Here is a 14,294-nt window from a genome sequence, read left to right as displayed (position 1 = left end):
CTTCAATTTCGTGGCCTTCATGGCTGGGTGCCCGGATCCAGTTGATCGAGATTGTGGGCGAGCTTGCTCAGCAGGCGGCTCAGGTTGCGTTTGTCGGCATCACTGAAGTCGGCAAACATCGCACCCACGCGGGGGAACATCGGCGGCAGCATCTTTTGCACAAAGCGCTTTCCGGCAGCCGTGATGCGAATCACTACCCGGCGCCGGTCTTCTGCGCTGGCACCGCGGGTGATCAACCCGCGCTTGACCAGCGAATTGGTGATGCGCGTCATGTTGGTGGCGCCCTGGGTGGCGAACTCACACAGTTCGCCTGGCGTGGAACTGCCATCCGGTCGGCTGTACAGAATCATCAGGGTGAGGAAGTCACTGTGATTCAACTTGTGTGGCTTCAGCTTGAACTCAAGCTCTTCTTCGAGGCTGCTGCCTACCATCAGCATCAACCGGCACAGTCGCGCTTCAACGGCAGGCATTTGCGGGATGATCTGACTCACCCGTTCGATGCCCTCGTTCATCATCGCGATGCAATTTGTCAACCGAGCCATTTCATCAAGTCATATTTCACTGGTGAAATAAAATATAGCAAGCGCAAGTCGTTGCCTGCAAGTGTCATCGTGCAAGACGACAGTCTGGCTAGTTGCTGCACCGGTCCAGTTCGAACAGGCGACGGGCGTTGGCCGTTGTAGCTGCGGCAATCGCAGCTTCGGACTCGCCTCGCAGCGTTGCGATACAGCGCAATACTTCCGTGATACGGGCAGGTTCGTTGCGCTCGCCGCGATGGGCGGCATCGGGCTGGTCCGGCGCATCACTTTCCAGCAGCAGGAACTCGATCGGCATCTGCGCCACGATGCGACGCAGGCGCTGGGCGCGCTCGTAGGTCACCGGGCCGCCGATGCCGATGCAAAAGCCCATGTCCCACAAATGCCGGGCCTGTTGTTCGCTGCCGGAGAAACTGTGCACCACGCCGTGCAGGCCGCCGGTCCGGCGCAGGGTGAGGGTTACCTCTTCCAGCGCACCGCGTGCATGCACGATGACCGGCAGCTTGCGCTCGCGCGCCAGCTGCAGCTGGCACGCGAAGTAATGCCGCTGCTGGTCATGGTCGAGGCCTTCCACATGGAAGTCCAGGCCAATTTCGCCGACGGCCACCGCGCTGCTCCCATCAAGCCAGGTGGATAGCGCGTCAACATGCTCTGGTGCATGTCGGGCCAGGAACATCGGGTGCAGGCCGAATGCCGGAAACAATCCGCGATGGCTTGTGCACAGCGTCTGGATTTTCGGCCAGCTGGCCGCATCCACCGCAGGCAGGATCATCGTGTTGACGCCGGCATCACGGGCACGCTCGATCACGGTATCGCGGTCAATCGCGAAACTGTTGTCATCGAGGTGTACATGGCTGTCGACAAGCTGGGGCATGGTGTACTCCGTGTCGTGCGGCAATCGAAAGTTCCGCGATCCCGATGTGAAGATAATGTAATGAATGCGAGCTAGCCCCGATTCAGTTGCGCGGCGGTTCAATAGGCAGCGCAGGTAATTGCGATGATGCGCCGTATCGACATTACACAATGCATCACAGAAGGAGAGGTATCGAGATGAACAGGTTGATGGTGAATGCACTCAATATCGGCATCGCCGCGGCGCTCGCGATGGGGCTGGCTGCGTGCAACCGCAATGCGGATGCCGTGACAGGCAGCGGCGCCGTGGCGACCGATGCGGCAACAGCGCCGGGAGATGCCGGGGGCAATGCGGATAATGGCGTCAGGTACGCCAAGGTCGTCAGTGTCGACCCGGTGCGCCAGGCAACGAGTCCCAGGCAGGTCTGTCACGATCAGACGGTGACCCACACGGCTCCGCCGAAGGATCAGCATCGAATTGCCGGTACCGCGATCGGTGCCGTTGCCGGTGGTCTGCTTGGCCACATGGTCGGTGGCGGCAAGGGCAATACGCTGGCCACGGTCGCAGGTGCCGTCGGCGGCGGGTACGCCGGCAATCGCATCGAGGCCAGCCGCCAACAGCCACAGGTGACTTCATCAGTGGAGCGTCAGTGCAGTACCGTGCAAGGCGCCGATTCACAGGTCGTCGCTTATGATGTGCGCTACGTGTACAACGGGGTCACCCGTACTGTACGCATGGACCACGATCCGGGTGACCGGGTGCAGGTTCAGGAAGGTGTGACTGCGGTATCCGATGCCCGCTGAGCGGGTCTACTGAAAAGGAAGTGGTCATGAACGCATTGATAAGCAAATTTGCCCTGGCCGCCGCGGTGACGGGCACTCTCGCGATGGCAGGCTGCGTTACCCAGCCGTACAACAACGGCTACGGCTACCCGCCACCGCCGCCGCCCGCCGGGTATGGCGGCCATGTCCGTTGCCAGGCCTGTGGCGTGGTGCAGGACGTGCAGCAGGTCTACCTGAGCAATGGCACCAATAACACCGCGCTCGGCACGATCATCGGCGCGGTAGCCGGCGGTGTGCTGGGCAGCACGATCGGCAAGGGTGATGGCCGCACGGCTGCCACGGTAGTGGGTGCCGTGGCGGGTGGCGCTGTCGGCAACCAGGTCGGTCAGCGCAGTGATGGCAATGGCACAGGATGGCGAATCGTCGTGCGCCTGGACAACGGGCAGTATGCAACGGTAACCCAACGTCCCAATCCTGGCGTGCGCAACGGCGACTATGTCGAGGTGCGTGACGGACTGGTCTACGCCCGATGAGTTTCAAACAGACGTCCATTCATATGGACGTCCATAAGCAAAAAAGGCCCTCGCATGAGGGCCTTTTTTGTTTCGCTATTTCCATGGCGCTCAATTCACTGCATAAAACGCATGTTCGCCGATCGTGACGCTCGGGCGGTTGCGGGACCAGGCAGGGCTGATCGCGGTCGTGGCGAAATGATCGGCATGCGGAACCAGCATGTGTCGTTCGGCTACGGGCAGTTGCCAGTTGTAAAGTGATCGCCCGGCGATTTGCCACGCCTTGCTGAATGATTCCAGGTTGTCGATCTCGAACGAACCTGACGTGGTAGTGGTGGCAAACTGATGTGGAGCAGTGACCACCTTGCATACGGTGTTGCCCCACTGGCCGCGATCACGGCGACGCAATGCGACTTCGGCCACGGCGAGCTGACCGATGGTGGGTTCGCTGCGGGCCTCCAGATATACGGTGGTGGCCAGACATGCATGGTCTGCGACGGGCTGGGGCATCAGCGAGGTGAGCCACAACAGCATGGAAAGTTTCATGTATCTGCCTCCAACGTGCTGTACGCGCAAAACCGGTTTGCAGGTCTTGTGCGCCGTTGCGATGGACGGGCTGGCAGGCCGTTCCATCTGGATTGATCGCCGCAGCCGAAACTTGTGGCTGGACGCTTTGCCACGGGATTGTGGCGGTAAGAGCGGCGGAGTCTGTGCCGATCTGGATTGAGTGCTGCAAAGGCGATGCGCTGGCCGGGTCGGCCGTGTTGCCTGCAACTTCATCCGCACTCGTTGCTGCGAGGCGGTATGCCATCCGGCGATCATGCTGCCGGGTCGCGCCGATGTCGGATACATCCGGTTCGTCGCGTACTTCGACACCCCGTGTTCCGGATGTCGCGATATTCAGTCGGCGGAGCGTAACGGCGGATATATCCGCTGGCAAGTGCCGAGTGGTTGAAGTTTAACTGATGCTCATCTTGCGTTGACAAGTGCCATGACGAATTTTCTTGTCGATGTCAAGCATCACTCATGCCGGCCATTGTGTGTCGAGGCTAACCACCAGGTTGTCCTCAAATGCATTTAGACGTCCATTCGCAACCTGTGCAAAAACGTCATCACTCAACACCGCAAGTGCTTCGACACCAGAGTCCGTGTCGATGACATCAAGCAGGCAGCCGACTTCACGTCCATCGAAACGCAGTGCTTCACCGGGGCTCGCCATCTGCGACAACGTGACGCCATGCAGGTGACGCTTGTGGCCGCCGCGATAGTGCAGTCGTGCAACGATTTCCTGGCCTGGATAACAACCCTTGTCGATGGCGACGGCGTGCAGGCGGTGCAGCGACAGTGCCGGTGGCAGCAATTCATTCAATATCTGCGTGGGCAGCCACGGCCAGCCTGCGCGCAGTTGCAGCAGGCGCCATGCATCGTTGCCATCATCTTCGATCGTGATCTGCATGCTGTGCGTGCCGCAACCGAATGAAAGTGTTTCCGCTTCACCTTGGATCGCGTGTATCGGTTGGGCGGGGCCGGTGGTCAACGCGCATAGCGGCAATGCTGTCAGCGTGAGTTTCGAGCGGAACACGAAACGCCGCAGTGCATCGACCAGTGCGGCAGCGCTGCCGCCGCGCAACAGCAGCAGCAAACGGTCGTCGGCGAGTCTGGCAAGCTGGAACAGCGCACGGACGCGACCTTGTGGATCGAGCCAAGCGCTGAACTGCCATTGTCCGATTTCGAGTGAACTGACCTTGCTGCTGAACTGGCCCTGCGCGAACGCAATGGCGTCCGGGCCTTCGAGCAGCAGGGTTTCCGCAGGAAAAGGTATCGGCATAGGCAGAGTGAGGTTGGGGCGATCGGACTCAAGCACAAGTGGTATGGGCTGGCTCAAGGTTGTGCTGCTTTGCCGCAAGTATTAACCTTTGGCGGCTAACAAAAACCATGTCCGATATCTCCTCCCCAGCCGAGTCTCAACCTGTTTCCGTTCCGACGGAGCCAGTTGCCGTGCCCGAGCGACCGGCACAGGACAAGGTGACGGTGGAGCAACCGGTTCCTGATCCCACCCGCTATGGCGACTGGGAAAAGAACGGGCGCTGCATCGACTTCTGAGCGGCCATCGCTGCGATCGTGGTCGCCGTGCAGCGGGCAGAGGACGATGTGGTACGGACATCAGCGATTCCACACAGGATAGCCGCCATGGCAGACACGCAACGACCGCTCTCCCCGCATCTCCAGATCTACAAGCGGCAAGTGCAGATGATGACTTCCATCGTGCATCGAGCCACTGGCATCGCCCTGGCCGTCGGCAGCGTGCTGGTGGTTGGCGGCTTGCTGCATCTGGCGGCGGGTGAAGACAGCTTCAACCAGTTCAAGAGCATCATCGGCAGCCCGGTCGGCATGGTGTTGCTGTTCGGCTGGAGCTGGGCGCTGTTCTATCACCTGTGCAACGGCATCCGTCACCTGATCCAGGATGCCGGTGCCGGTTATGCGATTCCCCAGTTCGTGCGCTCCAGCTGGCTGTCGGTGGCGGGCAGCATCGTGCTTACCGTGCTGGTGTGGGCTTATGTATTGATGGCCGGAGGTGCGGCATGAGCACGAAGGACACCGTCATGAAAGACCGGCGCAATCCGCTGAAGACGGCTCTCGGCCTGGGTTCGTCGCAGTCCGGCGTAGGCCACTGGTGGACCCAGCGGGTGACCGCCGCGGCGCTGGTATTGCTCGGCCTGTGGTTCGTCGCCACCGTGCTATGCCTGCTGCATGCCGACTACGCCACGGCGCATGCGGCGGTGGCGAAACCGTGGAACGCGCTGCTGCTGATCGCGTTCGTGCTCACCATGTTCTGGCATGCAGTGCTCGGCCTGCAGGTGGTGATCGAGGATTACGTGCATACCCGCTGGAAGGAAGTCGTCCTGCTGGTGGCGATCAAGTTCCTCGCGGTGCTGGGCGCGCTGGCATGCGTGCTGGCCGTGCTGCGCATTGCGCTGACCCCATAAGACGCGAGGCCGAGATTTCATGGAAAGCTACAAGATCCAGCAACATCTGTATGACGTGATCGTGGTCGGCGCTGGTGGCGCCGGCCTGCGCGCCACCTTCGGCCTGGCCGAGAAGGGCCTCAAGGCGGCCTGCATCACCAAGGTGTTCCCGACCCGCTCACACACCGTGGCGGCGCAAGGCGGCATCTCGGCTGCGCTCGGCAACATGGGCGAGGACGACTGGCGCTTCCATTTCTATGACACCGTCAAGGGTTCCGACTGGCTCGGTGACCAGGACGCGATCGAGTACATGTGCCGCGAGGCGATTCCCTCGATCATCGAGCTGGAGCATTACGGTGTGCCGTTCTCGCGCACCGACGAAGGCAAGATCTACCAGCGTCCGTTCGGCGGCATGACCACGCATTACGGCAAGGGCACCGCGCAGCGCACCTGCGCCGCGGCCGATCGCACCGGTCACGCGATCCTGCACACGCTGTACCAGCAGGCGCTGGCGCATGACGCCACGTTCTTCATCGAATACTTCGCGATCGACCTGATCTTCGACGCGGAAGGTGTCTGCCGCGGTGTACTTGCGCTCGACATGAACGAAGGCACCCTGCATTTCTTCCGCGGTCACGCGGTGGTGATGGCGACCGGCGGTTACGGTCGCGCCTACTTCAGCGCCACCTCGGCGCATACCTGCACCGGCGACGGTGGCGGCATGGTGCTGCGCGCAGGTCTCGCGTTGCAGGACATGGAGTTCGTGCAGTTCCATCCGACCGGCATCTATGGCGCGGGCTGCCTGATCACCGAGGGCGTGCGTGGCGAGGGTGGTTACCTCACCAACTCCGAGGGCGAGCGCTTCATGGAGCGCTACGCGCCGAATGCGAAGGATCTGGCTTCACGCGACGTGGTCAGCCGCGCGATGACGATGGAGATCCGCGAAGGCCGCGGCGTCGGCGAGCACAAGGACCACATCTTCATCAACCTGATGCATCTCGGTCCCGAGGTGATCCACGAGCGCCTGCCGGGCATCGCCGAGTCGGCGCGCATTTTCGCCGGCGTGGATGTGACCAAGGAGCCGATCCCGGTCATCCCGACCGTGCACTACAACATGGGCGGCATTCCGACCAACTACCACGGCGAAGTCGTGCAGAAGAAGGGCGACGATGTCGACGCGATCGTGCCGGGCCTGTTCGCGATCGGCGAGGCGGCCTGCGTGTCGGTGCATGGCGCCAATCGCCTCGGCTCCAACTCGCTGCTCGATCTGGTGGTGTTCGGTCGCGCGGTGGCGCATCGCTGCGCCGAACTGATCAAGCCGGAGACGGCGCATCGGGATCTGCCGGCCAACGTGCTGGACAAGGCGCTGGCCCGGTTCGACGCGCTGCGCAACGCGAACGGCAGCAAGCCGACCGCGCAGATCCGGCTGGAGATGCAGCGCATCATGCAGAGCGATGCGGCGGTGTTCCGTACCGGTACCACGCTGAAGGAAGGTTCCGAGAAGATTTCCGCGGTGCGCGAATCGTTCAAGGATGTCCGCGTCAGCGATCGCTCGCTGGTGTGGAACTCCGACCTGATCGAGACGCTGGAGCTGGCCAACCTGCTGGATCAGGCCATTGCCACCATGCACTCGGCCCAGCAGCGCACGGAAAGCCGCGGCGGTCATGCGCGCGAGGACTTCCCCGATCGCAACGACACCGAGTGGATGAAACACACGCTGGTGAAGGTGGACGAGGCCGGCAAGAGCAGCTTCGACTTCCGTCCGGTACACATGTACACCTTGACCGATGAGGTTGAGGTTGTGCCGCCTAAGAAGCGCGTTTACTAAAGTTTTCGACTGGAGAGGCAACCGTGGCCGAGTTCACGCTACCCAAGAATTCCAAGATCCAGCCGGGCAAGCATTATCCGGCGAAGGGCGCGAAGAATCCGCGCACCTTCCGCATCTATCGCTGGTCGCCGGATGATGGCCAGAACCCGCGTATCGACACGTACGAGGTCGATCTTGCCGCGTGCGGCCCGATGGTTCTGGACGCGCTGCTGAAGATCAAGAACGAGATCGATTCGACGCTCACATTGCGTCGTTCCTGCCGCGAAGGCATTTGCGGTTCGTGCGCGATGAACATCGACGGCACCAACACGCTGGCATGCACCCGGGCGATCTCGGAATGCGCGTCGGGCGACGTGAAGATCTATCCACTGCCGCACATGCAGGTGGTGAAGGATCTGGTGCCCGACCTGACCCATTTCTACGCGCAGTTCGCCTCGATCAAGCCATGGCTGCGCACGCAGAGTCCGGCACCGGATCGCGAGCGGCTGCAGTCGCCGGAAGAGCGCAAGAAGATCGACGGCCTGTACGAATGCATCCTGTGCGCCTGCTGCTCGACCAGCTGCCCGAGCTACTGGTGGAACGGCGACAAATACCTCGGCCCGGCGATCCTGCTGCAGGCCTACCGCTGGATCGTCGACTCGCGTGACGAGGCCACCGGCGAGCGGCTGGATGATCTGGAAGACCCGTTCAAGCTGTACCGCTGCCACACCATCATGAACTGCACGCGCACCTGCCCGAAGGGTCTGAACCCGGCCAAGGCGATTGCGGAGATCAAGAAGCTGATGGTGGAACGGCGCTCGCCCTGATTACTTCTTTCGTTGTTTTGCCACGACAGGCCGCCTCGTGCGGCCTGTCGCGTTCTGACGGGCTGACGTTACACTTCCGGACATGAGCAACGATCACGCCATGCCGGACGACGGCCGCCTCAGGCGCCTGCGTTGGCGCACCCGTCGCGGCACCCGCGAGCTGGACGCCTTGTTCGGTGGCTGGCTGGATGAGCGCTTTGCCGACGCCGACGAAACGCAGCGGAAAGCCTTCGACGAACTGCTGGACGTGCAGGATCCGGATCTGTGGGATTGGGTGATGGGTCATGCGCGCCCGGAGCGCGCGGACTGGCAGGGGATCATCGATGACATCCGCACCCGCCATCGGCTTTGAGTATCGGACGTCGCGCCTGCTGCAACGCATGTTGCTGGTGGTTGCTGCCCTGGCGGTGCTGGCTGTCGCGCTGTGTGCACTGGCGCCGTGGTTGAAACTGCTGCTGATCGCCGGAGTACTGCTGGCGACATGGCAATCCGCCCGCAAGGCGGCAGGTTCCCCGGTAGCGGCCGCGGGCTGGAGTGCTGACAACAACTGGACACTGCACCTGGCTGATAACGATGACGTGCCGGCCGTGCTGGCTTCGTTCCGAGTGTTGGGCGGTTTCGTGCTGCTGCGCCTGCAGACTGCGGAGCACGGCACGCAGGTGTTGCTGCTCGCGCCTGACAACAGCGATGCGGATATCCGTCGTCGTCTGCGCATGCGGCTGGCGACGGTGCAGCCGGGCGAAGCTGTGCCGCGGCTTTGATCAGGCAACTTCACCGGGCCAGCGCGGTCTTACCGAATACCGGATAATGTCCGTCCGTCCGGGCGGCCTGCCCTGCGACCACCACAAGCGACCACCCATGTTCCGACCGCTCGAACTCTTCATCGGCCTGCGTTATACCCGCGCCAAACGCCGCAATCAGTTCATCTCGTTCATCTCCACTGTATCGATCGTGTGCATCGCGATCAGCGTGATCGCGCTGATCACGGTGATGTCGGTGATGAACGGCTTCGATTACCAGATGAAGTCGCGCATCCTCGGTGCGATCTCGCATGCGACGGTTTCCGGGGTCGGCGAGAGCATGCAGGACTGGCCGCGGGCGCTGCAGGTTGCCGAGGCGAATCCGCACGTGCTGGGTGCCGCACCCTATGTGGAAGCCGAGGCCTATCTGACTGCAGGTCATTCCAGCGCTGCACTGCTCCGCGGCATCGAGCCGGCGCAGGAGCCGAAGGTCGTCGATATCAGCAAGCACATGGTCGAGGGCTCGCTGAACGAGCTGACACCGAACAGCTGGAACATCGTGCTGGGCAAGGATCTGGCCATGTCACTGGGTATCGGTGTCGGCGATCGGGTGACGGTGATCGTGCAACAGCTGTATGCCACCCCGATGGGTGGCGTACCGAAGATGCGCAGCTTCCATGTGGTGGGCCTGTTCGAACTGGGCATGGAGCAGTTCGACTCTGGTCTGGCGCTGGTCAACATGAGCGATGCCGAAAAGCTCAATGGCATGGATGGCCCCACCGGCATCCGTCTTCGCCTCGACGACATGTTCAATGCCCGTCCGGTGGCGCGCGAGCTGGCCGACAAGCTGGGGCAGGTGTATCGGGTACAGACCTGGATGGATACCAACGCGAACCTGTTCGCCGCGCTGTCGATGGAAAAGATGGTGATGTTCGTGATCCTGTCACTGATCATCCTGGTGGCGGTGATCAACCTGATCTCGATGCTGATGATGCTGGTCACCGACAAGCAGGCCGATATCGCGATCCTGCGCACGCTTGGCGCCACGCCGCGCAGCATCATGGGCACCTTCATGGTGCAGGGCGTGCTGGTGGGTTTCGTCGGCATCGGCTTCGGCGTGGGCTTCGGTTCGCTGCTGTCGTGGAAGCTGCCGGGCATCATCAAGTGGATCGAACACACCTTCCATGTGACCTTCCTGTCGCCAGACGTCTACTACATCAGCGAAGTGCCGAGCCGACTGGACTGGCACGATGTCGGTTGGACCGCGCTGCTGACCTTCGCCTTCTCGCTGCTGGCGACCCTCTATCCCGCGTGGCGCGCGTCGCGCACGCAGCCGGCGCAGGCGCTGCGCTATGAATAAGACTGCCATGACTCCGAATAGTGAAAACGTGCTGCGCGCCAGCCACGTCGCCAAGACCTACGACGAAGGCGGTCTGCGCACCGACGTGCTGAGCGATGTCAGCTTTGCCCTGAAGCGCGGCGAGACGATGGCGATCGTCGGCGCCTCCGGTTCGGGCAAGAGCACGCTGCTGCACATCATCGGCGGTCTCGATACGCTGACCGCCGGTGAGGTCGAGGTGGATGGCCGTGTGCTGTCGAAACTCTCCGACGCCGAGCGTGGCCGGGTGCGCAACCGCTCGCTCGGTTTCATTTACCAGTTCCATCACCTGCTGCCCGAGTTCACCGCGCTGGAGAACGTGTGCATGCCGCTGCTGATCCGCGGCACCGCGATTGCCGAGGCACAGCGCCAGGCCATCGCGCTGCTGGAAAGAGTGGGCCTGGGCGGACGCAGCCACCACAAGCCGTCGGAACTGTCCGGCGGCGAGCGCCAGCGTTGCGCGGTGGCGCGCGCACTGGTGACCCGACCGGCTTGCGTGCTCGGTGACGAGCCCACCGGCAACCTCGACGAAGGCAATGCCGCGCAGGTCTATGCGCTGATGCTGGAACTCAATCGGGAGATCGGCACCAGCTTCATCCTGGTCACTCATGACACGCATCTGGCAGGACGGATGGATCGCACCCTGGTGCTGCACAACGGCGTGCTGCAGGAAAGCCCGAAGCACTGATCGTCGGCTCTATAGTGACGCCGCTGCATATGCGGTGGTTGCCTACACGCTTTTCATCCTCGATGCCGCCGGGGTCGCGCTAGGCTCGACCGTATCCACGATGGAGCGGGGCGCGGCATGGCGCGAACAACGGCGATCACGGCAGCACTGGCATTGCTGTCCGGCGTATTGCTTGTGCAGTGGCTGCCGAGCTTGCCACCACGCTGGTGGCTGCTCTTGCTGCTGGCGGGAGCGTGGCTGCTGGCATGGTGCCTGCCACGTTGTCGCTGGCTGGCGTGGGCATGCTTCGGCGTCGCGTGGGCCGCGTGGCATGGCGCGATGGCGATGGAGGCGCGCCTGCCGCGCACGCTGGAAGGCCGCGACATCGCGGTGACGGGAAGCATCGTCAACTTGCCGCAGGCCGGTGACGATGCCAGCCACTTCATGCTTCGGGTGGAACAGGCCACGCTGGATGGCCACCCTGTCGCGCTGCACGGCCGCGTGTCAGCGTCGTGGTATGACGACGCGCCAATGTTGCAGCCGTGTACCCGTTGGCATCTCCTGCTGCGGTTGAAACGGCCGCGTGGTCTGCTCAATCCCGGCGTCGCCGACAGCGAGCGCTCGGCATTGGAGCGTCGCATCGTGGCCACGGGCTATGTACGCGACGATCCCGGCAATGCACGACTCGCTGGCTCGCACTGGTGCATCGACGGCGTGCGTGATGCGGTCGCCCGCAGCATCGCTGCGCGCGTGCGTGATCCGCATGATGCGACCTTGCTGCAGGCGTTTTCGGTCGGCGATACGCGTGGCCTGGAGCAGCACGACTGGGAAGTGGCACGCGCCAACGGCGTGTCGCATCTGATCGCGATTTCCGGCTTCCACGTCGGCGTTGCCGCGGTGGGCGGAGTCTGGCTGGCGATACTGGCTTATGCGCTGTTTCCGCGTCTGGCGCTTTGGCTGCCGCTACCGCAGGCACAGGCCGCTGCCGCGTTGCTGGTGGCTGGCATCTACAGTGCCTTGGCCGGTTTCGGTCTGCCGACGGTGCGCACGCTGCTGATGATTTTTGTGGTGGCGCTGGCGCGCTGCAGCCGACGTGCCAGTGGTGGCGCGCAGTCGCTGGCGCTGGCGATGATCGCGATCCTGCTGTTCGATCCGCTGGCAGCGCTGGCCGCCGGGTTCTGGCTGTCGTTTGTCGGCGTGGCGTTCCTGATGCTGTGCCTGCAGGCACGTGGACGTGGCTTGCGCGCGTTTCTGCATGAGCTGACAGCAGGGCAATTGGTCATGACGTTGTCGCTGTTGCCGTTGACCTTGTGGTTTTTCGGCGAGGCTTCGCTGGTCGGTGCGCTGTCCAACCTGATCGCCGTGCCGTTTGTCAGTTTCGTCATCGTGCCGAGCGCGTTGGTCGGCACGCTTTTGCTCTGGCTTTGCCCACCGCTGGCTACGCCGGTGCTGTGGCTGGCTGCGCAACTGGCACATGCGCAATGGTGGCTGCTGGAGCAGATGGCGACGTGGCCGGGTGCGCACTGGTATCTGCCTGCCGTGCAGCCATGGGCGTTGTTGCTGGCGTTGCTGGGGGCGCTTTGGCTGTTCCTGCCGCGTGGTGTGCCACTGCGCTGGTTCGGCGTGCTGCTGTTCCTGCCACTGCTGTGGCCGCCGCGCAGCCTGCCGGCCGAGGGAGCGTTCCAGGTGTGGGTGCTGGACGTGGGGCAAGGGCTGTCGGTGTTGTTGCGCACGCGCGGGCATGTGCTGGCGTACGACGCAGGTGCGCGTTATCCGTCCGGTTTCGACCTGGGCGAGGCCGTGGTGGTGCCGTCAATGCATGCACTGGGTATCTCCCGGCTGGACATGCTGATGATCAGCCACGGCGACAATGATCATGCCGGGGGTACCGAGGCGGTCGTGACAGCCTTTCCGCAGGCGCAGCGATATACCGGGGAGCCATTGCGCATGGCGCGGATGAAGTTGCCGATGCGCCAGTGTGTCGCCGGGCAGTCGTGGCAATGGGACGGTGTGGATTTTCGCGTGCTGAGCCCCGCCGATGGCGGAGGCGATCGGGACAACGACAGTTCGTGCGTGCTGCTGGTCGAGGGGCGTAGTGGACGCATGTTGCTGACCGGCGATATCAGTTCGAAGATGGAACCACAGGTGGTTGCCGCGCTCGGGCCAGGAGCGCGACCAGTACTGCTGGTGCCGCATCACGGCAGCAAGACCTCGTCCGGCACGGCTTTCATCACCATGCTTCAGCCAACCATGGCACTGGTTTCGGCCGGCTGGCGCAACCGTTTCGGACACCCGAAGCCGGAGGTGCTTGCACGCTATGCCGAGGCTGGCGTCCCGCTGTTCAATACTGCCATCGAGGGGGCGATTCCGCTGGATTTTCCCGCCGATTCGCCCGTACGGCGTGAACCGGGCTGGCGCGGGCGGCAGCCGCGTTACTGGCGGGAGTGACTTGTGGTTTGCCACAAGTGGCGTGAATGAGGTATTGCCACGGGTGCCGCAGTACGACGGGAAGGGACTGCTATCATGCGCGCTTCCTGACAGGTCGCGAGACGGGGTCGAAAGTGCTGGAAATCCTGATGGCTGGTGGCTGGGCGATGGTGCCCATCCTGATCTGCTCGGCGGTCGCGCTGGCGATCGTGCTGGAGCGTTGCTGGACCTTGCGCCGCAGATCGGTGCTGCCGCCGGGTCTGGGCGACGAGGTTCGCGAATGGGCTCGCACGGGCCAGCTGAACCCGGCACACCTGGACGCCCTGACGAATGGCTCGCCGCTGGGTGAGTTGCTGGCTTCGGCGCTGACCGTGCGCAACCAGCCGCGCGACATCATCAAGGAGCGCATCGAGGACACCGGCCGGCATGTGATCCACCGGATGGAGCGCTATCTCAACACGCTGGGCACGATCGCGCTAATCGGTCCGCTGCTGGGCCTGTTCGGCACCGTGATCGGCCTGATCCGCATGTTCATGGAGGTGATGGCCGGAGGCATCGGCGATCCGGCCAAGATGGCCGGCGGCATCGGTGAAGCACTGATCTGCACTGCCTCGGGCCTGACCGTGGCGATTCCGGCCTATGTGCTGCACCGCTATTTCCGCTCGCGCGTAGCCGGGTATTGCGTCGAGATGGAGAAGCAGGCCACCGCGTTGCTCGATGACCTGACCCTGTCGCCTGCCGCGGCAGCGCCACGGACGCGGCGTGCGGCGACGCCGACCGCGCCGCGCGCAGGTTGAGC

The 14,294-nt window shown here is 63.1% G+C and carries 17 protein-coding genes; 13 read left to right on the top strand and 4 right to left on the bottom strand.

What is annotated here, in order from left to right; all coding sequences use genetic code 11:
* Positions 1 to 17 precede the first annotated feature (17 nt).
* Entirely contained in the window at positions 18 to 542 is a 525-nt protein-coding gene (locus B0E50_RS07285; RefSeq protein ID WP_077440517.1) for a MarR family transcriptional regulator, read from the bottom strand.
* An 88-nt stretch (positions 543 to 630) separates the two neighbouring features.
* The gene (locus B0E50_RS07280; RefSeq protein ID WP_077440588.1) at positions 631 to 1,410 is read right to left on the bottom strand and encodes a TatD family hydrolase; all 780 of its coding nucleotides are present in this window, start codon (positions 1,408 to 1,410) and stop codon (positions 631 to 633) included.
* A 176-nt stretch (positions 1,411 to 1,586) separates the two neighbouring features.
* Here B0E50_RS07280 and B0E50_RS07275 point away from each other — a divergent pair, with 176 nt between their 5' ends.
* Positions 1,587 to 2,192, top strand: a complete 606-nt coding sequence (locus B0E50_RS07275; protein WP_077440516.1) for a glycine zipper 2TM domain-containing protein — start codon at positions 1,587 to 1,589, stop codon at positions 2,190 to 2,192.
* 26 nt (positions 2,193 to 2,218) lie between these two features.
* On the top strand, positions 2,219 to 2,704 hold the full coding sequence (locus B0E50_RS07270) for a glycine zipper 2TM domain-containing protein (RefSeq protein ID WP_077440515.1): 486 nt from the start codon (positions 2,219 to 2,221) through the stop codon (positions 2,702 to 2,704).
* Between the two features lie 90 nt (positions 2,705 to 2,794).
* Here the strand turns inward: B0E50_RS07270 and B0E50_RS07265 are convergent, their stop codons facing one another.
* Both B0E50_RS07265 and B0E50_RS07260 read right to left on the bottom strand, forming a co-directional pair.
* The gene (locus B0E50_RS07265; protein ID WP_254427204.1) at positions 2,795 to 3,229 is read right to left on the bottom strand and encodes a cell wall hydrolase; all 435 of its coding nucleotides are present in this window, start codon (positions 3,227 to 3,229) and stop codon (positions 2,795 to 2,797) included.
* 478 nt (positions 3,230 to 3,707) lie between these two features.
* The gene (locus B0E50_RS07260) at positions 3,708 to 4,568 is read right to left on the bottom strand and encodes a folate-binding protein (protein ID WP_254427203.1); all 861 of its coding nucleotides are present in this window, start codon (positions 4,566 to 4,568) and stop codon (positions 3,708 to 3,710) included.
* Positions 4,569 to 4,681: 113 nt separating this feature from the next.
* Between B0E50_RS07260 and B0E50_RS18380 the strand changes: the two genes are divergently transcribed.
* From B0E50_RS18380 to B0E50_RS07205, 11 genes are all read left to right on the top strand, one after another.
* Positions 4,682 to 4,786 carry a DUF1674 domain-containing protein gene (locus tag B0E50_RS18380; RefSeq protein ID WP_254427202.1) on the top strand — a complete coding sequence of 35 codons (105 nt, stop codon included), beginning with the start codon at positions 4,682 to 4,684 and terminating at the stop codon, positions 4,784 to 4,786.
* 87 nt (positions 4,787 to 4,873) lie between these two features.
* Positions 4,874 to 5,269 carry a succinate dehydrogenase, cytochrome b556 subunit gene (gene sdhC / locus B0E50_RS07250; RefSeq protein ID WP_077440511.1) on the top strand — a complete coding sequence of 132 codons (396 nt, stop codon included), beginning with the start codon at positions 4,874 to 4,876 and terminating at the stop codon, positions 5,267 to 5,269.
* Positions 5,270 to 5,286: 17 nt separating this feature from the next.
* Entirely contained in the window at positions 5,287 to 5,670 is a 384-nt protein-coding gene (gene sdhD / locus B0E50_RS07245; protein WP_139350449.1) for a succinate dehydrogenase, hydrophobic membrane anchor protein, read from the top strand.
* A 19-nt stretch (positions 5,671 to 5,689) separates the two neighbouring features.
* Positions 5,690 to 7,477, top strand: a complete 1,788-nt coding sequence (gene sdhA, locus B0E50_RS07240; protein ID WP_077440509.1) for a succinate dehydrogenase flavoprotein subunit — start codon at positions 5,690 to 5,692, stop codon at positions 7,475 to 7,477.
* Between the two features lie 23 nt (positions 7,478 to 7,500).
* A complete protein-coding gene (locus tag B0E50_RS07235) occupies positions 7,501 to 8,283 on the top strand; it encodes a succinate dehydrogenase iron-sulfur subunit (protein WP_077440508.1) in 783 nt (260 codons plus the stop codon).
* A 100-nt stretch (positions 8,284 to 8,383) separates the two neighbouring features.
* Positions 8,384 to 8,635, top strand: coding sequence for a succinate dehydrogenase assembly factor 2 (locus B0E50_RS07230; protein ID WP_077440587.1), 252 nt, complete (start codon positions 8,384 to 8,386; stop codon positions 8,633 to 8,635).
* Positions 8,607 to 9,044 carry a protein YgfX gene (locus B0E50_RS07225; protein ID WP_077440507.1) on the top strand — a complete coding sequence of 146 codons (438 nt, stop codon included), beginning with the start codon at positions 8,607 to 8,609 and terminating at the stop codon, positions 9,042 to 9,044. Before B0E50_RS07230 ends, B0E50_RS07225 begins: the two co-directional genes overlap by 29 nt.
* 97 nt (positions 9,045 to 9,141) lie before the next feature.
* Entirely contained in the window at positions 9,142 to 10,383 is a 1,242-nt protein-coding gene (locus B0E50_RS07220) for a lipoprotein-releasing ABC transporter permease subunit (RefSeq protein ID WP_077440586.1), read from the top strand.
* Positions 10,384 to 10,390: 7 nt separating this feature from the next.
* Positions 10,391 to 11,089: a lipoprotein-releasing ABC transporter ATP-binding protein LolD gene (lolD, locus tag B0E50_RS07215; protein ID WP_077440506.1), complete on the top strand. Its 699-nt coding sequence runs from the start codon at positions 10,391 to 10,393 to the stop codon at positions 11,087 to 11,089.
* A 117-nt stretch (positions 11,090 to 11,206) separates the two neighbouring features.
* Positions 11,207 to 13,516, top strand: a complete 2,310-nt coding sequence (locus B0E50_RS07210; RefSeq protein ID WP_077440505.1) for a DNA internalization-related competence protein ComEC/Rec2 — start codon at positions 11,207 to 11,209, stop codon at positions 13,514 to 13,516.
* Positions 13,517 to 13,644: 128 nt separating this feature from the next.
* A complete protein-coding gene (locus B0E50_RS07205) occupies positions 13,645 to 14,292 on the top strand; it encodes a MotA/TolQ/ExbB proton channel family protein (protein ID WP_077440585.1) in 648 nt (215 codons plus the stop codon).
* Positions 14,293 to 14,294: the final 2 nt, after the last annotated feature.

Source organism: Rhodanobacter sp. C01, from assembly GCF_002001045.1.
Taxonomy (GTDB): domain Bacteria; phylum Pseudomonadota; class Gammaproteobacteria; order Xanthomonadales; family Rhodanobacteraceae; genus Rhodanobacter.
This window is presented reverse-complemented; position numbering and strand designations above follow the sequence as displayed.